Here is an 18,231-nt window from a genome sequence, read left to right as displayed (position 1 = left end):
TGCCGGAGGGTCGTCACGGTGTCATTGGCATGACGCGGGCCGTCCCGCGCCGTGGGGTTCGCGTCAGCGTGTGCGTGATCGCCCGCGACGAGGCCCAGGCGCTGGGCGCGTGTCTCGCGAGCGCCGCACCGGTCGCCGACGAGGTCATCGTCGTCGATACCGGATCGAGCGACGACACGCCCGCAATCGCTCTCGCGCACGGCGCACGCGTCGTCCATGCGCCGTGGCAGGACGACTTCGCAGCCGCGCGAAACGTGGCCCTCGCGGAGGCGCGCGGCACGTGGATCCTGTCGCTCGATGCGGACGAGGTGCTCTCGATCGACGCGGCCGAGGGGCTCCGCAGCACGGCATCGGAGGCCGGCGCGCCGGCGTTGCGCCTGCCCATCGAGGAGATCGGCACGACCGGCGACATCGAGTCGATCCACTTCGCCGTGCGTCTGTTCCGCCGCGCCCCCGGGCACCGCTGGCAGCGTCCGATCCACGAGCGGGTGACGGCGGCGGCGACGGAATACGCCGCGCTCCCGATCCGTCACCACGGCTATGCGACGGCGGCGTCGCGCACGAGGCGCCTCGAGCGCAATCGCATCCTCCTCGAGCGCGCCGTCGCCGAGGCGCCCTCCGACGCCGAGCTGCGCCAGCGGCTGGCCGCGACCCTGTTCGCCCAGGGCGACGCGTACGCCGCGGCCGCCCACGCCGAAGCGGCGCTCCGGCGCACCCGCTCGACCATGACCGGGCTGCTCGCGATCGAGACGCTCTCGCGTGCCCGGCTCGCGGCCGGCGACGTCAGCGGCGCCGCGAACGCGTGCCGGACCGCGCTCGCGCTGCGGCCGGACTGGATCGACGTTCGCCTCGTCCTGGCCGAGGCGTGCCAGCGCGCGGGCAAGGTGGACGAAGCGCTGCTCCACTACGGCCGCTTCCTGTGCGATCGCGAGCACCTGCTGCTCGACGTCACCTGGCCGATCCGCCTGCCGAGCCTCTCCAGCCTCACGGCGGAGCCGCTCGCCCGCGCCGAGCTCGCGAGCGTGCACGCGGCGCTGCATCGCGCCGACAGCCGTCACCACGTCATCGTCGGCACGGCGTAACTCCGAGCCAAGACTTCGTCTTGGCTCGGGGAGCGCGCGAGAGCGTCGCCTCCGTGGCACGCGCGACCGGCATGTCGCGGCCAGCAAAGCTGGCGCGACATACGAGGAACGCACCCGGAGCCGCGACCAGCCGACGAAGGGTCACAACGCGGCCGCGACCAGGTCGCGAACGCCTGCACCGCGCGCGTACCCAGCCTGTCGCGCCAGCTTTGCTGGCCGCGACAGACCGGTCGCGCGTGCCACCGACGCTACACTCTCGGTTCTCTCCGACCCAAGACGCAGTCTTGGGTCGGCTATTTGGACGATGCGAGCTCGTCGTCGATGACGTCCTTGAACTTCTCGTACGGCTGGGCGCCGACCAGCATGCGCCCGTTGATGAAGAAGGCCGGCGTGCCGGTGACGCCGAGGCCCGAGCCCTCGGCCTGCTGCGCCTTCACGCGGTCGAGGCTCTTCTTGTTGTCGTAGCAGTCGTTCCACTTCGCCATGTCGATCCCACTGTCCTTCAGGTACTCCTGTGCCTTCTCCTTCACGTTCTGCGGGTTCACGGTCTGCTGGTTGTCGAAGAAGGAGTGATAGAGCTTCCAGTACGCGTCCGGCTTCTGCATCTTGGCGCACTCGGCCGCGATCGCCGCCGGCTCGGCCCAGGGGTGGAAGCTCAACGGGAAGCTCTTGAAGTAGAACTTCACCTTCCCGCCGTACTCCTTCAGCACCTGCTGCTCGATGGTGTCGTACCCGCGCTTGCAGAACGGGCACTGGAAGTCCGAGTACTCGACGATGACGACCTTCGCGTCCTTCGCGCCCGAGAAGGGCTCGTCCTTGACCGAAATCTTCGCCATGACGGCCTTGGCCGGGTCGACGCTCGTGTCGACGACATCGCCGAACACCACCCACTTGAGATCGCTCGACGCGACGAACGTCCTGCGCTGCGCCGCCGCGCCCTCACCGATGACGAGCGTCCCTTCCTTGGCGCCCTTGATGTTCGTGGAGTCCTTCACGCCCTCGACCGCGACCTTGGCCGCCGGCGGGACGTTGTTCTTCTTGCGGTAGTACTTGATCAACTGGTCCTCGCCGCTGTCGGCGCCCGCCAGCCGGGCACCGGCCAGGACGAGGACGCAAGCAGCAGTCGCGAGTCGCGCGGATCGGATCATGGGACCTCCCGTGAGTTGTGAAGCTCCCACGTGCCCGCGTTTCGTTTCGCGGTCAAGTACACTCCGTGCGCTTGATCCCCCGGGGGGCCGGCAGTATGGACGCCCCATGCGGCGCCCCACCGTCTTCGCGATCGGTCTCGTGCTGGTGGCCGCGACCGCGGCGTCCGCCGCCCTCACCCCCGAGCTGGACAAGGCGTTGCGCGAGGCGCCGTACGTCTACGTGCAGAGCGAGCGCAAGACCGGAGAGTGGAGCAAGCCGGCGGAGATCTGGTTCCACTTCGAGGACGGCAAGGTGTACGTCGCCACCCGCCCGACCTCGTGGCGCGTGCGACGCATCGGCTGGAAGCGCACGAAGGCCCGCATCGCCGTGGGGAAGCCCGACGGTCCGAGCTTCCAGGCGACCGGCGCGCTCGTGAAGGATCCGGCGCTCGAGACCCGGATCATGGACGACTACGCGAAGAAGTACCCCGAGCGCTGGAAGGGGTTCGAGCAGAGCTTCCGCGACGGGTTCAAATCGGGCGACCGCGTGGTCGTCTGCTATACGCCCCAGTGACGGCGACGTGACGCCGCAGGACGCGCTCCTCACCTGCCGCACGGCGATCGTGACCGGCGCCGGCGCCGGCATCGGCAAGGGGATCGCGCTCGCGCTCGCGCGCTTCGGCGCCCGCGTGGCGCTGCTCGAGATCGACCCGGCGACCTGCGCCCGGACGGCCGACGAGATTCGCGCCGCGGGTGGCGAGGCGCTCCCGATCCCGACCGACGTGCGGGACGGCGAGGCCGTCGAGCGGGCCGTCGCGACGACGGCCGAGCGCACCGGCCGTCTCGACGTGCTGGTCAACAACGCCGGCGGCACGTTCGCCGCGCCGTTTCTCGAGAGCAAGGAGAAGGGATGGGACGCGCTCCTGCGCGCGAACCTCCGGAGCGTCTTCTCCTGCACGCAGGCCGTCGCGCGCCGCATGGCGGACGGCGGGCTCGGCGGCAGCATCATCAACATCGTCTCGATCGAGGGCGTCCGCGCCGCGCCGGGCTACGCTCCCTATGCCGCCGCCAAGGCGGGCGTCGTCAACTTCACGCAGACGACGGCGGTCGAGCTCGGCCCGCACGGCATCCGCGTGAACGCGATCGCGCCCGACGTGTGCATGACGGAGGGGCTGCGCGCGATGATCCCCGAGGGCGATCGCGAGCGATTTCGTTGGACGGTGCCGCTCGGCCGCGCGGCGGAGCCCGACGACATCGCCGGTGCGGCGGTGTTCCTCGCGTCGGACCTTGCGCGCTACGTGACCGGGGTCACGCTGCACGTCGACGGCGGCACGCACGCCGCGGGCGGCTGGTACCGCGATCCAGCCGACGGCGCGTGGACGCTCGGGCCCCCGCGCCGCCGCTGACGATTGACGCCGGCGCGCCCGCGGTGCTAGCGGCGGTCGCGAAGAGACCGATCGCTCGCGAGAGGGGGGACCATGCGGTCCATGCCGGCTATGGCGTTCGTCCTCGTGGGGTTCGCGTTCGGCGGCTGTGGCGGCCGCACCGTCGACTGGAGCGCACCGGAGAACCTGCTCTACCGGGAGAGCCAGACCGAGCAGGCCGGCGGCGCGCTCCTCGAGTACTGGTCGCTGCTCGATCTGCCGTGCCAGCCCGTCTTCGACGCGCTCACCGACATCGAGCACTATCCCGACTTCATTCCGGGCGTCGACAGCGTCTCGCTGATCGAGCAGTCGCCGACGTCGAAGACGGTGCAGATCGCGCAGCGCGTGATCGGCCGCCAGTCGAGCGCCAAGGTCGAGTGGACCTTCGATCGCGACAAGAGGAAGGTCGATTTTCGCACGCTGCAGAGCGATCTCACGTACAACGACGGCAACTACCAGCTCGAGGGTTCGCCCGACGGCAAGCGCTGCCTCGTCCACTCGAGCTACCTGGTGAAGGAAGGCAAGGGGCTCTCGCTCGCGGCGCTGGCGCAAGCGACGCGCGAGACGTTCACGGCGGCGGCGCGCGGGCTCCGCAAGCGCGCCGCGCAGCCGCGCACCTGACCGCGCCCCTGCGTTGACAGCACGCCCGCCCGCACAGTACGCGGACGGGCCATGCTCGATCCGAAGGACCTCCGCCGCGTCATGGGCCATTTTGCGACCGGCGTCACCATCGTCACGACGCGCGGCGCGGACGGCACCCCGTACGGGCTCACCGCCAACGCGTTCACGTCGCTGTCGCTCGATCCCCCCCTCTGTCTCGTGTGCGTCGACCGCAAGGCGGAGAGCTTCGCGCACTTCTACGACTCGAAGGTCTTCACCGTGAACATCCTGACGCGCGAGCAGGAGGACCTGTCGAACCGCTTCGCGAAGTCGGGTGGCGACAAGTTCACGGGCGTCGCCACGGCGCCGGGACATCACGGTGCGCCGCTCATCGCCGGGGCGCTCGCGACGATCGAATGTCGCATCACGGCGACCCACGACAGCGGCGACCACGTGATCCACATCGGACACGTCGAGCACGTCCAGGTGAACGGGGGCGATCCGCTCCTCTTCTTCCAGGGCAGATACCGCCGCCTCGTCGAGGCCTGATTCAGTGGCGCACGAGCTGCTCGTCGACGTCCGCGACCACGTGATGACGGTGACGATCAACCGTCCCGAGGCGCGCAACGCGATGAACATGCCGGTCCTGGCCGGCCTGTGCCGGGCGTGGATGCGGCTGCGCGACGACGCCGACGTCTGGGTCGCGATCCTCACGGGCGCCGGCGACAAAGCCTTCTGCTCGGGCGGCGACCTGAAGCAGTTCATCTCGCAGACCGTCGGCAAGACCGAGCAGATCCGCCGCGGCGAGGTGCAATTCGACTGGGGCCCGGACGTCGATCCGTCGGATCTTCCCCCGAACGCGACGACGTTCGCGGTGCTGCGCAACGTGGACCTGTGGAAGCCGATCATCGGCGCGGTGAACGGCTTCTGCACCGCCGGCGGCCTCGAGATGCTGCAGAACACCGACATCCGTGTCGCGTCCGAGAACGCGAGCTTCGGCATCTTCGAGCCGAAGTGGGGCCTCTTTCCCGGCGGCGGCTCGACCGCGAACCTCGTGCGGCAGATCCCGTTCTCCCGCGCGATGGAGCTCCTCATCACCGGCCGCCTCATGAAGGCCGACGAGGCCCTCCGCTGCGGCCTCGTGAGCCAGGTCGTCCCGCCGGCCACGCTGATGGACACGGCGCGCGCCCTCGCCGACGACATCTGCTCCTGCGGCCCCCTGGCCGTCCAGGCGATCAAGCGCTCGGTCCAGCTCGGCCTCCGCACCACGCTCGCCGAGCACTACAAGATCGAATCCGACCTCTCGTCGAAGATCTTCATGACCGAAGACGCCGCCGAAGGGCTCGCCGCCTTCCGCGAAAAGCGCAAGCCCCGCTGGAAGCTGCGCTAGAGCGGCTCGCCGCCGCAGGAGTGCGCCGACGGGAGGCGCCGGGGGCCAGGCTTCGGCTTCGGCTCCGCCGCGCGACAAAACACGCGCCACGTCACGGGCCCACGTTTCGTCGCGCCGCTTCGCAGGCGCCTCCGCCTGGCCCCCGGCGCCTCCCGTCGGGGACTACTTCCCTGCGCCGAGGCGCTCGAGCGCAAAGATTCCGGGGTCGATCGGGACTCTTCGCGAGTGCACCGAGACGCCGGGCGGCATCGTCCCTGCCACGGTTGCGCGGTCGGCTTTCAGGTTCTCGGCTAGCAGGTAGCCCATCTGTGTGGCCGGCAGCAGCAGCGTCTCGCCGCCCGTCGTGATCGGCTGCGGGGCACCCACCAGGAACTGCAGGCTGCGGAGCAGCGTGCCCTGCGCGTCGAACTTGCGGCTGGCGACGCCCTGGAACGTGTCCTGGTCGATCGCCAGCTCGATGCGGTCGAACAGGTAGTACGGATCGTGCGGCTTGGCCTCGATGACCCAGAGCTTGCGCCTCACCAGCACGGGCGTGACGGGCGCCCACGGAAGCCCCGCCCATTGCGGGTCCTGGTAGCCGATCACCTTTTGATCGGGCGGCCACTCGTCGTCGAAGCCGCCGTCCGGCCGCTCCTTGCGGACGACCTTGCCGGCCAGGCTCGCGGGATCGGCGAGCACCAGCCCCTCGCGCGCGCCGACGAGCTTCCAGGTGAAGTCCTCCGGCTTGCCGTCGAACACGGCGCCGTCGTCCTGCGACAGGTCGGAGCCGAGGAATCCGTCCGAGCGATTGGCCGGCGACACCTGGCGCACGCGCCGGAGCGCGGGCACGTACGTCCACGACTGGTCCTGCTTGTCGGGATCGCGGAAGCGCCACGAGAGCGACGCCGTTCCGTTCAGATCCGCCGGCGACGTCACGATGGCGCGAGACTGCTGCGCGAGATCGAGCGGGTTCTCCTTGGGCGCGCGCGATGGCGGCACGCCTTCGAGGAACGCCATGTGGCTCTCGAGGACGGCCTCGCGCTGCAGCCCCTTGCGCCCCACCCACGACATGCCGAGCGCGTCGTGCGTGCTGCCGATGCGCCAGAGCGCGTAGTACGCGTTCCACATCACCTTCACGCCCGCCTGCGGATCGGCGGGATCGATGCGGAACGGCACGCCGTACAGGCCGCTCGCGGGCTTGCCCGACGCGCGATCGACGATCGTGCCGTGTTCGCTCACGCCGAGACGCTCGGCGTTCTTCTGCGACGCGGCGGCGAACGCCTCTTCCCACGGCGCACCCTGCGGCCAGGCCCCGATCGTGTTGTGGAACTCCCCCGCCTTGTAGCGCGCGAACGTCTCCGGCGGCAGCAACGACTCGGCCGCGGCGGCGGACGTCTGATCGAGCACGCGTCCGGGGGCCAGGGCGTCGTCGGCCCCCGAGAGGACCGGCGTGAGAAGAAGGACGGCGAGCAGTGCGAAGCGCATCCGCTTCCCATATCGAACCAGAACCAGCCGGTCGATCGCGAGTCTCTTGCGTCCCGCGACCCGGCTTGGCTAAGAGCCGCCGGAGGAGGTTCTCGCCATGCGCACAGCCATCCGCCTCGCACTCGTCGTCGCCGCGCTCGGGGTCGCCCTTCCCGCGTGGGCCCAGACCGCCACCGAGCTGAAGAAGGAGCTCCTCCCGAAGATCAAGAAGGCGCAAGCCGACGGCAAGGACCTGGGCGAGGCGGGCGAGGAGTACAAGGAGGGGGACAAGGCGCTCATGAACGGCATGCAGGACGAAGCGATCGAGCACTTCAAGAAGGCGAAGTCGCTGATGCCGAAGGAGTGACGCGATGCACGTCGGCATCCTTCAATTCGTGACCGAGCGCGCTCTCCGGGTGACCGATCTCGCGGTGGCCTGCGAGGCGCGCGGCATGGAATCGCTCTGGGTGCCCGAGCATCCGGTCGTGCCGGCGTCCTACGAGACGCGCTACCCGCTCTCGGCCGACGGCAAGCTGCCGCGTCCGTACACCGAGCTGCCGGATCCGTTCCCGCTCCTCGCCGCCGCCGCGGCCGTCACCAAGCGGCTCCGCATCGGCACGGGGATCTGTCTCGTCCCCGAGCGCGACGCCCTCATGACCGCGCTCCAGGTCGCGACCGTCGACTGGATCTCGGGCGGGCGCTTCCTGTTCGGCATCGGCGCGGGCTGGCTCGAGGAGGAGATGCGCCTCTTCACCCCGCACTTTCCCTATCGCTTCGCGTTCATGCGCGAGGCCGTCGCGGCCATGCGCAAGGTGTGGGCCGAGGACGGCGCGTCGTTCGCCGGCAAGTGGGTCAAGTTCCCGAGCGTCGTCTGCCGTCCGAAGCCGGTCCAGAAACCCGGACCGCCCGTCATCATCGGCGGCATGGGGCCGGGCGTGATGAAGCGCGTCGCCACCTGGGGCGACGGCTGGATGCCGATCGGGGTGCCGCCGAGCGACGTGGCGGCGGCGCGCACGGAGATCGGCCGGCTCGCGCGCGAGGCGGGACGCGACCCCTCGAAGATCACAATCACGGTCATGATGGGCGCGCCACCCGGCATGGAGGAGGCGGCGCTGGAGATGCTCCCGCCGCGCGACATCCTGGCGGCCTATCGCGACGCCGGCGCCGATCGCGTGGTCGTCTCGATCCCCACCCTCGACAGCGCCGGTACGCTCGCGCATCTGGATCGGCTCGCGTCGGCGAAACCCTAGCCGGTGCCGCGCCCGCTCCGCATCGCCGTCGTCGGCGCGGGGTTCGGCGCGCGCATCCAGGTGCCGGGTCTTCGCGCCGGCGGCCGATTCGACGTGACGGCGATCGTCGGGCGGGACGCCGTGCGAACGCGCGCGGTGGCCGAGCATGTCGGGGTCGCGCACGCGCTCACGTCGCTCGACGACGCGCTGGCGGACTGCGACGCGGTCTCGATCGCGACGCCACCTTCCACCCACGCCGCGTTCGCGATCGCGGCGGCGCGAGCCGGGCGGCACGTCCTGTGCGAGAAGCCGATGGCGCGCGACGTGGGCGAGGCCACGGCCATGCGCGACGCCGTCCGCACCGCCGGTGTCGTCGGCATGATCGACTTCGAGTTCCGCTTCCATCCCGCCCGCGCGATGCTGGGGCGGCTCATCGCCCGGGGAGACCTCGGTGCGCCCCGTCTCGCGACGTGCGTCGACACGCTCCCCCTCTACGTCGCGCCCTACAAGGAGCCGCCGGCCTGGTGGTACGACGCCGACGCGGGCGGCGGCTGGCTCGGCGCGTCGGGCTCGCATTTGATCGACGCCGTGCGCGTCTGGCTCGGCGAGGTCGGGGCGGCGACGGCGCTCGTCGAGACGCTCGGCCGGGGCTCGGCCGACGACACGTTCGCGCTGCTGCTGCGCATGGCATCGGGAGCGCGGGCGGTGCTCCACCAGAGCGCCGCCGTGCTGGGCCCGCGCTTCTCCGCGATGCGGGTCGCGGGCGCCGATGCCACGGCCTGGATCGACGACGCATGGGATCTCTGGCTCGCGGGACGGACCGGGACGCCCGCGCGCGTCGCGATCGATGCCGACCTCGCGCCGCCGCCGGTGGAGATTCCGCCCGGCGCCGGACCCTTCGCCGCGCGCGAGCTGCCGAGCTTCGTTCGCCTGGCGGAGGCGTTCGCCGACGCCATCGAGCGCGGTCCGCGTCCGGCCGGTGCGCCGGCGCCGGCCACCTTCGACGACGGCGTCGCGTGCCAGCGCGTGATCGATGCCGCCCGCACGGCGTCGCGCGCGCAACGCTGGGTCGAGGTCTCGCCGGCGTCGCCCTGAAGGTGAAATCGAGCGCCGGCTCTCGGCGCCGGTGCCTTCGCCGGCCGGAAGGTTGCTAGCAAGATCTCAGCGTGAGCTAGGCGTGCGCCGCAAAGCATCCGCCGCGTTGACAGGACTCTTCGGCCACCGGTAACGTTCATGACCCGCCCTCGAGATCCACCTCGGGGGCCGCAGCGGGACACGGCAGACGCCATGCGCATGATCTATCCCGGCGTTCGCGAGCGACGCGCGATCGACCGCCAGCTCACCGACTTCTTCCGCACGTACGGTCTGACGCGCTTTCGGCGCGCCATCGGGGCGATCAGCCGCTTCTACCACCTGCGCACGCCCGAGGTGCAGTGGTTCGAGTACCTCGACTGGGGCAAGAGCGGCGGCCGGACCTTCGAGAACGGCAAGATCCTGCTCGTCCATCCCGAGAACTGGAAGCGCGGCCGCAAGTACAACAGCGAGCGACGCTGGATCCAGACGGTCTACCACGAGATGGGGCATTACGTGCTGTGGGCCGATGCGGAGCGCAAAGCGGACCTTTTCGCCCATGGCTTCGTGCGCGGCGTGTCGAATGGGACGCAGACGCCGGCGCCCCGCTACGGCGTCACGCAGTCACGTCCTCGCCGCCGTCGACGCCGATCACGTTCCCGCTGATCCACCGCGTCCCGGGCAGCGACAGCGCGACGATCGCGCCGGCGACGTCGTCGGGCTCGGTGAGCCGCCCGCCCGGATTGCGCCGCCGCGCCTCCGAGAAGAGGATGTCCGCGACCGGGATCTTGCGCGACGCCGGCGTGTCCGTGACCCCGGCGCGGATCGCGTTCACGGCGACGCCCTTCGACCCGAGCTCGAGCGCGAGCTGGCGAACGTGCGATTCGAGCGCGGCCTTGGCCGCCGATACGGCGCCGTAGAAGGGCATGACGCGCGTGCCGCCCGAGCTGGTCATGGCAAAGATCCGCGTCCCCTCGCCGACCAGGCCGCGGATGTGGAGGTCCTGCACCCAGTAGACCAGGCTGTGCGCCATCACGTCGAGCGTCATCTCGAGCTGCGCCTTCGTCGTCTGCTGGCCCGGCATCTCGGTGACGAGCGCCTTCAAGGTCCCGAATGCGAGCGAGTGCATGACGATGCGCAGGGGCCGTCCGCCCGTGAGCTCGCGCGCCCGCTCGCACACCTGCACGCGCTTCTCGTCGTCGGCGGCGTTGACATTGAAGAAGTGCGCAGGGACACCGGCCTCGCGCAGGTCGCTGGCGACCGCTTCGGCGGCCGGCAGCGTCGTCTTGCGATCGAGATGGACGCCCACGATCCCCATCCCGTGGCGGCCGAGCTCGCGCGCCGTCGCGGCGCCGAAGCCGCTCGATGCGCCGAGGATCACGCCCCACTCGCCCTCGAAGGGCCGCCACCCGCTCATGGCGGCCGGCAATAGCGCAAAGCTTGTCGCCGCGGCAATGCTCGACTAGGGTTTCGGCGTGGGCGGCAAAGGCGATCGGCCGAGCATCGAGAACCGCTGGTGGGTCGACCAGGGCAAGGACGGCAAGCCACTCGACCGGCCGCCGGCGCAGTTCGGCAACCGGTTCTTCCACACCGCCGCCGGCTTCAACCAGGATCGTGCGCAGCGGCGCCTCACCGATCTCAACCTCAAGTGGTTCGACGAGGCACAGCCGGAGCCCGGCGGCTGGGCGGTCCTCCACCTGCTCGAGCGACAGCGCGTCCCACCACAGCGGGTCGACAAGGTGAAGGCAGCCCTCCCCGTCCCGCGGGACGGACGCGGGATCCTGGTCGACTCCGGTGACTCCCTGCGCGCCATCATCACGGGGGCTCCGATCGGCGAGCGGCTCGTCGAGGTGCGGCTCGGCGACGAGTCGTCGTTCGACGCCTGGGTGCGCGGCGAGTGGGTCCGGGAAGTCATCTTCCGGAACTTCGACGAGGGCCTTCGCCGCTCCCCGGCGCTCGTTCGCGAGTACCTGATGACGACGCGCGCGCAGCCGATCTGCTGAGCGCCGCCCCTTTACGCCCTATTGGCAGGTGCGCTAATGGGGGGCCCGCAACGAAAGGGGGCCCCGTGGAGCCGAACGAGATTTCGGATGACGAAGCGAAGAAGCGCGTCCAGGAGGCGGTGTGGACGTGGATGGGCCGCATCATCGTCCTGCTGGTCGTCTTCATCTTCGGCGCCTTCACCGGGTGGGTGTTGTGGGGAGCCGGCGACGACGGCGCCGTGCAACTACGCAAGAACATGCCCGAGCTGCAGGGCAAGTACGACGAGCAGCGCAAAAAGGTGATCGACTGCGAGGGCAAGCTCATCGTCGTTCAGGGTCGTCTCGACGAGATCCAGAAGGCCATGCGCGGCGCGACCGCCCCGGCGGCGAACTAGGATACCGGCTCAAGACTCCCTCTTGAGCCGGGGCGAACGCGAGAGTGAAGCGTCCCCGGTACGCACGACCGGCATGTCGCGGCCAGCAAAGCTGGCGCGACACACGAGGTACGCGCCCGAAGGTGCAGCGCGGGTAGAGCTCGCGTGTGGGCTCGTGCTGGGTGCGACTCCGACCGCTGCGAGCCGCTCGCCGATTGGACGCGCCCACGACGACCTGCGTAGCAGGCGTAACAAGCCTGTCGCGCCAGCTTTGCTGGCCGCGACATGCCGGTCGCGCGTACTACCGACGCCACACGCTCGCACCCGAGCCAAGACGGAGTCTTGGCTCGGATCAAATGACCTGCGCGGCGCGGAGCCGCGCGAGCTCGTCCGGCGTGAGCCCGAGGAGCTCGGTCAGCACCTCGGCGGTGTGTTGGCCGAGCTCGGGGCCGAGCGCGCGTATCGTGCCCGGCGTGTCGGACATCTTGACGACCACGCCGGGCACCGCGACCTCGCCGAGCTTCGCGTGCGGCAGGCGCTGGACCATCTCGCGCGCGAGGAGCTGCGGGTGCGAGAGGAGCTGGTCGACCGAGTAGACGGGTGAGCACGGGACCCCCGCGCCCGACGGTCCGAGCGTCGCGACGACCTCGTCCACGGTCCGCTCGCCGACCCATGCGGCGACGATCGCGTTGATCTCGTCGCCGTGCTCGAGCCGCGCCGTCACGCCGCGGAATCGCGGATCGTCGCCCAGCTCCGGCCGCCCGATCGCCGCCGCGAGCTGCCGGAAGAGCTTGTTGCTCGCGATCGCGATCACGAGCCAGCCGTCCTTCGCGCGGTAGCAGTCGTACGGGACCGCGGCGAGATGCCGGTTTCCCACCTGCTTCGGCAGACGGCCCGAGGCGGCGAAGATGGACGGCCAGTAGTCGAGCAGCGAGAACATCGCGTCCTGGCTCGACACGTCGATCGCCTGGCCATGCCCGGTGCGGTCGCGCGCCACCAGCGCCCCGAGCACGGCAATCGCGCCGAAGAGCCCCTGTACGTAGTCGCCGAGCGAGCCGCCGCCGCGCGTAGGTCCGTTGTCCGCGAACCCGGTGAGCGACATGAACCCGCTCGAGGCCTGCGTGATGATGTCGTACGAGGGCCGGTCGCGCCATGGGCCTGTCTGGCCGAAGCCCGAGAGGCTCGCGACGACCAGGCGCGGATGCTCGCGACAGAGGTCCTCGGGCGCGAGCCCCCAGCGCGCGAGCGTACCGCCCGCGAAGTTCTCGACCAGCACGTCGAAGTGCGGCAGCAGCCGGCGCAGGATCGCGCGGCCCTCGTCCGTGCGGAGATCGAGCGTGATGCCCTTCTTGCCGCGGTTGAGGGCGAGGAAGAAGACCGGCACGCCGTCGACCGGCGGATACCCGTAGCGGCCCTCGTCGCCGCCCTTCGGCGCCTCGATCTTCACGACCTGCGCGCCCATGTCGGCGAGGATGGACGTACAGAACGGACCGGCGAGAAACCGGGTCAGATCGAGAACGCGCACGTGGGCGAGCGCGCTCATCGCGGCAGGAAGTTCTCCATGGCGCCGAGGAGGGCGTCGATGTTCGGGAACTCCGCGAGCTCGCGGCGCAGGAGGGCGTGCGTCGATTCGATCCGCCCGAGGTCGCGCTCGCCGGCCACCTCCGCGAGGAGCTGCTCCAGCTGCTTCAGGAGCGGCTGCGTCTGGAGCTTCGTCTCGACCGGGATCTCGTCGTCGAGCGCGATCAGGAGGCGGCTCCGCTCGATCAGCTTCGCGAGCATCTCGTCGTCGGTGCGTTCGGCCATCGCTCACTTCCCCTCTTTCAGCTGCTGCTTCCAGTCGAGGATGCGGGCCTTTCCACCTTCCGCTTCGGCCTCGGCGATCATCCCGGCCGCCTGGTACAGGCGCGACAGCGTCGTGTGGGCGAGCACGTCGTCCGGCGTGAGCTCGCAGAGTCGCTTGCCGGCTTCGATCGCGCGCGCGTGCTGGCCGAGGTCGTTCAGGACGAGCGCGAGGCCCTGCCACCCGTCGGCGAAGTCGGGATCGAGCGCGACGGCTTCCTCGTAGCGCTTGGTCGCCTCCTCGAGCTTGCCCTCTGCGACCAGATCGACGCCCTGATCGAAGAGCTCCCACTTGTCGGCCATGACGGCATGCGTACCCATTCGGCTGCCGGGCGGCAAGCCGATCGCGCATGCGCGACGTTGACACCCCGCGGGGGCGTTTCTAGGCTCGCCGTGGTGTCTCTCGAGGTCGATCTCGCGGCCGCGCTGCGCGCCTGCGCCGCGAACGAATCGGTGCTCGACTTCGAGGCGTGGGCGGTGCGCATCTTCCGCCACCAGTTCGACCGCAACCTGCCGTATCGTGCCTACTGCGAGCGCCGCGGGGTCACGCCGGCGACGGTGGGCGCGTGGACGGACGTGCCCGCGGTACCCGCGCGGGCGTTTCGGAGCGCGGACCTCGCATGCGGGCCGGCGGAGATCGTATTCCGCACGAGCGGCACGACGGGTGGACCCGAGATGCGCGGTCGCCACTCGATCCCGCACCTGGACCTCTATCGTGCGTCCGCCCTGCCCGCGTTCGAGCGTTTCGTCCTGCCCGACGGCGCGCGGCTGCCGTGCCTCTTCCTCCTGCCCCCGCCGTCCGTGCGACCCGACTCCTCGCTCGTCCACATGTGCGCGTGGGTGGCGGAGGCGTTCGGCGCCGGCGTCGAGTGGTTCGCGGGAGCCGCGGGCCTCGACGTCGAACGTCTGGTCGAGCGCCTCGCGACGCTGGAGCGGACGGGCGCCGCCGTCCTGCTCGCCGGCCCGACGGCGGGATTCGTGCGGCTGTTCGACGCGGGACGCGCGATCCGTCTCGGCCCCGGCAGCCGGCTCGTGGACACCGGCGGGCAGAAGGGGCTCACGCGCCCCGTCTCGCGCGCCGGCTTTCTGCGCGCCTGCTGGACGCATCTCGGCATTCCCACCTACTACTGCGTGAACGAATACGGGATGACCGAGCTCTGCTCGCAGCGCTACGACAGCGTGCTCCGCGATCGCTTCGACGGGCGAAGCCTCGATCCGCGGCGCCTCGTCGCGCCGCCGTGGCTGCGCACGCGCGTCCTCGATCCGGACACGCTCGCGACCGTCCCGGAGGGCGCAACGGGACTCCTCTGCCACCACGATCTCGCCAACGCCGGCTCGGTGTCGGTCGTGCTCACCGAGGACCTCGGCCGAGCGGTCGGCGGCGACGGAATCGAGATCGTGGGGCGCGTTCCGGGGGCGGTGCCGCGTGGATGCGGCCTGCTCCTCGCCGACCTCGTGCCGTCGTGATCGCCGGGCTGCAGCGCGAGATCGATGCCGCGCTCGCGGCGAGGGCGCGCCTGTGCGGCCGCTCGGTTCGCGAGACGGCGGCGGCGCTCGCCGCCGCCGGCGCCCGCTGGCGCAGCGATCCGGCGCTGTCGTCGAAGCTGCCGGAGGCCGCGCACCTCGGCGCGGGGATGGTCCGCGCCGTTCTCCCGATCGTCGCGAGCCAGCTCGACGCTGCACTGCTGTGCGAGGTGCATGCGCGAGAGGCGAGCGGCACGCCGCCCGCGCTCGTCGCACACGTCCTGGCGTCCAACGTCCCCGGGCTCGCCGTCCCGGCCATCGCGCTCTCGTGCCTGGCGGGTGCCGCGACCGTCGTGAAGTCGGGGCGCGCGGATCGGCTCTCGGCGCCTGCCTTTCACCGCGCGCTCGCCGCCGTCGATCCCGATCTCGCCGCCACGGTGGTGACGGCGTACTGGCCCGGCGGAGCGACCGACGTGGAGGACGCGATCCTCGGCCGGGCCGACCTGGTCGTCGCCAGCGGTGCCGATGCGAGCGTCGGAACCCTCGCTCGGCGTCTTGGCACGCGGGTCGTCGCACAGGGCGGGCGCACGAGCGTCGCCGTCGCGTTGGGCGACGTCGACGACGCCGTCGTCGCGGGGCTCGCAACCGACGTCGCCCTCTACGAGCAGCGCGGCTGTCTCTCACCCCACAGGGTCTTCGTGGTGGGAGACGCGGCCGGACTTGCCGAGCGCCTCCGTGCCGCGCTCGACGATGTCGCGCGCTCCCTCCCTCGGCCGCCGGCCACGACCGCGGAGCGCGCCGCCCATCGCCTGGCGGTCGAGGAGGCACGCTTCGGGGGCGCGACGGTCCTCGAGAGTACGGGCGGAACCGTCATCGTCGGCGGCACCGCTACCGAGGTGGGACGGCGCACGGTGTTCGTCCACGCGCTCGAGACGGCCGGCGAGGTCGGGACACGCATCGCGCCCGCCACGGTCGAGTGCGTCGGCGTCGCCGGCGTGGTGCTCGACGCCGACATGCTGCGGCGCCGGGGTGTCGCGCGACTCTGTCCGATCGGCGCCATGCAGCGACCGCGCATCGACTGGCCGCGCGGCCAGCGCCCGGCCCTGGGCTCGCTCTTTCGCCTCCCGAGCGAACCCCGTATCCAGGTGGAAGCGTGAGCGCCGATCTCTCAACGCTGTTCCTGCGGCACGTCTGCCAGACCTCGGACGCGCCGATGGGGATCGTCGTGGCGCGCGCGGCGGGCTCGACGGTGTGGGACGCCGACGGGCGGGCGTACCTGGATCTGCTCGCGGGCATGGGGGTGGCGAACGTCGGCCACGCGCACCCCGATGTGCTGGCCGCGATCCGGGAGCAAGCCGAGCGGCACCTCCACGTCATGGTGTACGGCGAGCTCGTGCAGGGGGCGCAGGTGCGCCTCGCGGCCCGGCTTGCCGAGCTGCTGCCGGCGCCGCTCTCGGTCGCCTACTTCACGTCGAGCGGCGCGGAGGCGATCGACGGCGCGCTCAAGACGGCGCGCAAGCACACCGGGCGCACGCGCTTCGTCGCGTTCGAGGGCGGCTTCCACGGCGACACCTGGGGCGCGCTCTCGGTCGGCGGCAATCCCGTCTACCGCCGTCCCTTCGAGCCGCTGCTCCCCGACGTCGCCTTCCTGCCGTTCGACGACGAGGCGGCGCTCGACCTCGTCGACGAGCGCGTCGCCGCGGTCGTGGTCGAGCCGGTGCAGGCCGAGGGCGGTGTGCGGATCCCGCGTCCCGGATATCTCGCCGCGCTTCGCCGGCGCTGCGACGAGACGGGTGCGCTCCTCGTGCTCGACGAGGTGGTGACGGCGTTCGGCCGCACGGGACGGCTCTTCGCCCACCAGCACTGGAGCGTCGTCCCGGACATCCTCGTGCTCGCGAAGGCGCTGGGCGGCGGCCTTCCGCTCGGAGCGTTCGTCGGCGCACCCGACGTCATGGCCACGCTCAGCCACGATCCGCCGCTCGCGCACGTGACGACCTTCGGCGGCCACCCGCTCTCGTGCGCGGCCGGCCTTGCGGCGCTGGACGTGCTCCTGCGCGACGACCTCCCCGGACGCGCCGCGCGCCTCGGCGCATCGCTCGTCCAGCGGATGGGGGCGCTCACCGGTCGCGGCGGCCTCGCCGAGGTACGTGGCCTCGGCATGCTCCTCGGGCTCGAGTTCGACACGCCGGAGCACTGCGCCGCGTTCGCGCGGCGCGCGTTCGAGGCGCGCCTCATCCTCAACTGGACCCTCCACCGCGACACCGTCGTGCGCCTGGCGCCGCCGCTCGTGCTGACGGACGACGAGGCCGAGCGGGCCGTCGCGACCATCGCCGGCGCGCTCGCATGACCGCGCCGTTCGCCGATCTCGTCGTCGTCGACGTCGCGGCCCTCGGGGCCGCGCCCCAGATCGCGACCTTCTTCGGCGATCTCGGCGCGCGCGTCGTGAAGGTGGAGCCCCCGCGCGGCGATCCACTTCGCCAGCTCACCGACGCGCGCGGCGTCGCGATCCAGTGGAAGCTCGTGAACCGCAACAAGTCGTGCGTCACGCTCGACGCCGCCCGCGCGCAGGGACGCGAGCTGCTGGATCGTCTCCTCGCGCGGGCCGACGTGCTCGTCTCCGCCCTCTCCGCCGAGCGGCTCGCCGCCTGGAGCCTCGGTGCCGATGCGCTGCGCGCGCGCCACCCGCGACTGGTTGCCGTCAACCTCACGACCTACGGCGCGAGCGGACCATGGGCCGACCGCCCCGGCTCGGGAACGCTCGCCGAGGCGGTGACCGGCCTCGCGCACTTGACGGGTCCTGCCGATGCGCCCCCGACCCTCGCTCCCGTCGGACTGGGCGACTACCTCGGCGTGCTCCAGGGCATCATCGCGGCGCTCGTCGGCTTGGCGACCCGCGAGCGCGGCGGGCCGACCAGGTTCGACGTCGCGATGACGGCGCCGCTTCTGGGTCTACTCGGCCAGCGCCTCGCCCAGATGGCGCGAAGCGGCGGCGACCCCGGACGTCGCGGCAATCGCTTTCCCACGATGGCGCCGCGCAACACCTACCGCGCCGCCGACGGCCACTGGGTCGCGATCACGGCGGGAACGAACGACATCGTCCAGCGCCTCCTCGGCGCCGTCGGGCGCTCCGATCTCGCCGACGATCCGCGCTTCCGCACCAACCGTGCGCGGCTCGAGAACGTCGACGCCCTCGACGCCGCCAT

General features: G+C 71.4%; 22 protein-coding genes. 16 read left to right on the top strand and 6 right to left on the bottom strand.

Annotated elements, in window-relative coordinates; genetic code table 11:
- Window positions 1–29 precede the first annotated feature (29 nt).
- Entirely contained in the window at window positions 30–1,082 is a 1,053-nt protein-coding gene (locus VMS22_02330; GenBank protein HXJ32849.1) for a glycosyltransferase, read from the top strand.
- A gap of 293 nt (window positions 1,083–1,375) precedes the next feature.
- On the opposite strand, the gene VMS22_02325 is transcribed toward VMS22_02330, so the two are convergent.
- Window positions 1,376–2,230, bottom strand: a complete 855-nt coding sequence (locus VMS22_02325) for a thioredoxin domain-containing protein (GenBank protein HXJ32848.1) — start codon at window positions 2,228–2,230, stop codon at window positions 1,376–1,378.
- Window positions 2,231–2,336: 106 nt separating this feature from the next.
- On the opposite strand from VMS22_02325, the gene VMS22_02320 reads away from it, so the two are divergent.
- From VMS22_02320 to VMS22_02300, 5 genes are all read left to right on the top strand, one after another.
- Entirely contained in the window at window positions 2,337–2,783 is a 447-nt protein-coding gene (locus tag VMS22_02320) for a hypothetical protein (GenBank protein ID HXJ32847.1), read from the top strand.
- A gap of 7 nt (window positions 2,784–2,790) precedes the next feature.
- The gene (locus VMS22_02315; protein HXJ32846.1) at window positions 2,791–3,615 is read left to right on the top strand and encodes a glucose 1-dehydrogenase; all 825 of its coding nucleotides are present in this window, start codon (window positions 2,791–2,793) and stop codon (window positions 3,613–3,615) included.
- Between the two features lie 81 nt (window positions 3,616–3,696).
- Complete coding sequence (locus VMS22_02310; GenBank protein HXJ32845.1) at window positions 3,697–4,254, top strand: SRPBCC family protein; 558 nt, start codon at window positions 3,697–3,699, stop codon at window positions 4,252–4,254.
- A gap of 51 nt (window positions 4,255–4,305) precedes the next feature.
- On the top strand, window positions 4,306–4,782 hold the full coding sequence (locus tag VMS22_02305) for a flavin reductase family protein (protein HXJ32844.1): 477 nt from the start codon (window positions 4,306–4,308) through the stop codon (window positions 4,780–4,782).
- A gap of 4 nt (window positions 4,783–4,786) precedes the next feature.
- Complete coding sequence (locus tag VMS22_02300) at window positions 4,787–5,623, top strand: enoyl-CoA hydratase-related protein (protein HXJ32843.1); 837 nt, start codon at window positions 4,787–4,789, stop codon at window positions 5,621–5,623.
- 162 nt (window positions 5,624–5,785) lie between these two features.
- On the opposite strand, the gene VMS22_02295 is transcribed toward VMS22_02300, so the two are convergent.
- Window positions 5,786–7,087 carry a DUF1329 domain-containing protein gene (locus VMS22_02295; GenBank protein HXJ32842.1) on the bottom strand — a complete coding sequence of 434 codons (1,302 nt, stop codon included), beginning with the start codon at window positions 7,085–7,087 and terminating at the stop codon, window positions 5,786–5,788.
- Window positions 7,088–7,184: 97 nt separating this feature from the next.
- Here VMS22_02295 and VMS22_02290 point away from each other — a divergent pair, with 97 nt between their 5' ends.
- The 4 genes from VMS22_02290 to VMS22_02275 all read left to right on the top strand — a co-directional run bounded on the left by VMS22_02290 (window position 7,185) and on the right by VMS22_02275 (window position 10,032).
- Window positions 7,185–7,433: a hypothetical protein gene (locus VMS22_02290; GenBank protein HXJ32841.1), complete on the top strand. Its 249-nt coding sequence runs from the start codon at window positions 7,185–7,187 to the stop codon at window positions 7,431–7,433.
- Between the two features lie 4 nt (window positions 7,434–7,437).
- Entirely contained in the window at window positions 7,438–8,316 is an 879-nt protein-coding gene (locus tag VMS22_02285) for an LLM class F420-dependent oxidoreductase (protein ID HXJ32840.1), read from the top strand.
- Between the two features lie 3 nt (window positions 8,317–8,319).
- Entirely contained in the window at window positions 8,320–9,390 is a 1,071-nt protein-coding gene (locus VMS22_02280; GenBank protein HXJ32839.1) for a Gfo/Idh/MocA family oxidoreductase, read from the top strand.
- A gap of 192 nt (window positions 9,391–9,582) precedes the next feature.
- On the top strand, window positions 9,583–10,032 hold the full coding sequence (locus VMS22_02275; protein HXJ32838.1) for a hypothetical protein: 450 nt from the start codon (window positions 9,583–9,585) through the stop codon (window positions 10,030–10,032).
- On the opposite strand, the gene VMS22_02270 is transcribed toward VMS22_02275, so the two are convergent.
- Window positions 9,983–10,783: an SDR family oxidoreductase gene (locus VMS22_02270; GenBank protein ID HXJ32837.1), complete on the bottom strand. Its 801-nt coding sequence runs from the start codon at window positions 10,781–10,783 to the stop codon at window positions 9,983–9,985. The genes VMS22_02275 and VMS22_02270 overlap by 50 nt on opposite strands.
- Before the next feature lie 58 nt (window positions 10,784–10,841).
- Here VMS22_02270 and VMS22_02265 point away from each other — a divergent pair, with 58 nt between their 5' ends.
- Window positions 10,842–11,369 (top strand): hypothetical protein, encoded by a 528-nt coding sequence (locus VMS22_02265; protein HXJ32836.1) that lies wholly within the window; start codon window positions 10,842–10,844, stop codon window positions 11,367–11,369.
- A gap of 65 nt (window positions 11,370–11,434) precedes the next feature.
- Window positions 11,435–11,743: a hypothetical protein gene (locus VMS22_02260; protein HXJ32835.1), complete on the top strand. Its 309-nt coding sequence runs from the start codon at window positions 11,435–11,437 to the stop codon at window positions 11,741–11,743.
- Window positions 11,744–12,074: 331 nt separating this feature from the next.
- On the opposite strand, the gene VMS22_02255 is transcribed toward VMS22_02260, so the two are convergent.
- From VMS22_02255 to VMS22_02245, 3 genes are read right to left on the bottom strand one after another with little or no spacing between them, the layout of a single operon-like run.
- Entirely contained in the window at window positions 12,075–13,265 is a 1,191-nt protein-coding gene (locus tag VMS22_02255; GenBank protein ID HXJ32834.1) for a CoA transferase, read from the bottom strand.
- Window positions 13,262–13,528 carry a hypothetical protein gene (locus VMS22_02250; protein ID HXJ32833.1) on the bottom strand — a complete coding sequence of 89 codons (267 nt, stop codon included), beginning with the start codon at window positions 13,526–13,528 and terminating at the stop codon, window positions 13,262–13,264. The genes VMS22_02255 and VMS22_02250 overlap by 4 nt, the downstream gene beginning before the upstream one ends.
- Window positions 13,529–13,531: 3 nt before the next feature.
- Window positions 13,532–13,867: a tetratricopeptide repeat protein gene (locus VMS22_02245; GenBank protein ID HXJ32832.1), complete on the bottom strand. Its 336-nt coding sequence runs from the start codon at window positions 13,865–13,867 to the stop codon at window positions 13,532–13,534.
- Between the two features lie 93 nt (window positions 13,868–13,960).
- Between VMS22_02245 and VMS22_02240 the strand changes: the two genes are divergently transcribed.
- From VMS22_02240 to VMS22_02225, 4 genes are all read left to right on the top strand, one after another.
- Window positions 13,961–15,031: a long-chain fatty acid--CoA ligase gene (locus VMS22_02240; GenBank protein ID HXJ32831.1), complete on the top strand. Its 1,071-nt coding sequence runs from the start codon at window positions 13,961–13,963 to the stop codon at window positions 15,029–15,031.
- Window positions 15,028–16,185, top strand: a complete 1,158-nt coding sequence (locus tag VMS22_02235; GenBank protein HXJ32830.1) for an acyl-CoA reductase — start codon at window positions 15,028–15,030, stop codon at window positions 16,183–16,185. Before VMS22_02240 ends, VMS22_02235 begins: the two co-directional genes overlap by 4 nt.
- Window positions 16,182–17,375, top strand: coding sequence for an aspartate aminotransferase family protein (locus VMS22_02230; GenBank protein HXJ32829.1), 1,194 nt, complete (start codon window positions 16,182–16,184; stop codon window positions 17,373–17,375). Before VMS22_02235 ends, VMS22_02230 begins: the two co-directional genes overlap by 4 nt.
- On the top strand, window positions 17,372–18,231 hold an 860-nt coding region (locus tag VMS22_02225; GenBank protein ID HXJ32828.1), incomplete at its 3' end, for a CoA transferase. The genes VMS22_02230 and VMS22_02225, both read left to right, overlap by 4 nt.

Source organism: Candidatus Eisenbacteria bacterium (assembly GCA_035577985.1).
Classification (GTDB): domain Bacteria; phylum Desulfobacterota; class Binatia; order DP-6; family DP-6; genus DATJZY01.
Note: the sequence above shows the minus strand (reverse complement) of the source record. Positions and strands in the feature narration are given on the sequence as shown.

Bases quoted from the DNA above. Each gene is read 5' to 3' on its own strand.
- VMS22_02320 (HXJ32847.1), top strand. From the start codon at position 2,337: ATGCGGCGCCCCACCGTCTTCGCGATCGGTCTCGTGCTGGTGGCCGCG.
- VMS22_02330 (HXJ32849.1), top strand. From the start codon at position 30: ATGACGCGGGCCGTCCCGCGCCGTGGGGTTCGCGTCAGCGTGTGCGTG.
- VMS22_02285 (HXJ32840.1), top strand. From the start codon at position 7,438: ATGCACGTCGGCATCCTTCAATTCGTGACCGAGCGCGCTCTCCGGGTG.
- VMS22_02255 (HXJ32834.1), bottom strand. From the start codon at position 13,265: ATGAGCGCGCTCGCCCACGTGCGCGTTCTCGATCTGACCCGGTTTCTC.
- VMS22_02275 (HXJ32838.1), top strand. From the start codon at position 9,583: ATGCGCATGATCTATCCCGGCGTTCGCGAGCGACGCGCGATCGACCGC.
- VMS22_02305 (HXJ32844.1), top strand. From the start codon at position 4,306: ATGCTCGATCCGAAGGACCTCCGCCGCGTCATGGGCCATTTTGCGACC.
- VMS22_02310 (HXJ32845.1), top strand. From the start codon at position 3,697: ATGCCGGCTATGGCGTTCGTCCTCGTGGGGTTCGCGTTCGGCGGCTGT.
- VMS22_02290 (HXJ32841.1), top strand. From the start codon at position 7,185: ATGCGCACAGCCATCCGCCTCGCACTCGTCGTCGCCGCGCTCGGGGTC.
- VMS22_02245 (HXJ32832.1), bottom strand. From the start codon at position 13,867: ATGGCCGACAAGTGGGAGCTCTTCGATCAGGGCGTCGATCTGGTCGCA.
- VMS22_02250 (HXJ32833.1), bottom strand. From the start codon at position 13,528: ATGGCCGAACGCACCGACGACGAGATGCTCGCGAAGCTGATCGAGCGG.
- VMS22_02325 (HXJ32848.1), bottom strand. From the start codon at position 2,230: ATGATCCGATCCGCGCGACTCGCGACTGCTGCTTGCGTCCTCGTCCTG.
- VMS22_02295 (HXJ32842.1), bottom strand. From the start codon at position 7,087: ATGCGCTTCGCACTGCTCGCCGTCCTTCTTCTCACGCCGGTCCTCTCG.
- VMS22_02270 (HXJ32837.1), bottom strand. From the start codon at position 10,783: ATGAGCGGGTGGCGGCCCTTCGAGGGCGAGTGGGGCGTGATCCTCGGC.